Here is a 478-nt window from a genome sequence, read left to right on the forward strand (position 1 = left end):
CGACATCGCCTATACTCCTTTTTCTTTTAAGAACTATCATGCCAAAAAAATGCCCGTGAATGCAACTATTTATCATGACGTCAGTAAAAAACGACCATTGATTAATGGTCGTTCGTAAACTCTAGCTCTTTAGGGGGCTGACCTTTTTTATTCATCAAACGCATACGAATGGGCTCAATTTTTAATGTCACCATTTCGTCCTGATTGCCAACAAAAATACTAGTAAAAATTTCTGCTAGTTTATTTTTTAAGCCTTCTTCCTGTACCTCCGTAAGCTTGCCCTCAATTTCCACATACGTATCCCCAAAGCCGCCATTTTCATAGCCGTATAAAATATGGGTATATGGATTTTTACGAAGCTCTTCCATTTTCTCAGAATGCTTATTCGTCGCTGTATATAACACAAAGTCCTCATGCTGGAACGTCATGTAGCGGGAGTAAGGTTTGCCATTTTCAACAGTAGCCATCGTTCCAATCT

At 38.9% G+C, this 478-nt stretch carries 1 protein-coding gene; it reads right to left on the bottom strand.

What is annotated here, in order from left to right:
* Positions 1–101: 101 nt before the first annotated feature.
* Positions 102–478, bottom strand: a 377-nt coding sequence (locus RT445_RS12960; RefSeq protein WP_396631805.1) for a pyridoxamine 5'-phosphate oxidase family protein, incomplete at its 5' end; no start/stop codon positions are given.

It is taken from the genome of Lysinibacillus sp. (genome assembly GCF_032093475.1).
GTDB lineage: Bacteria > Bacillota > Bacilli > Bacillales_A > Planococcaceae > Lysinibacillus > Lysinibacillus irui.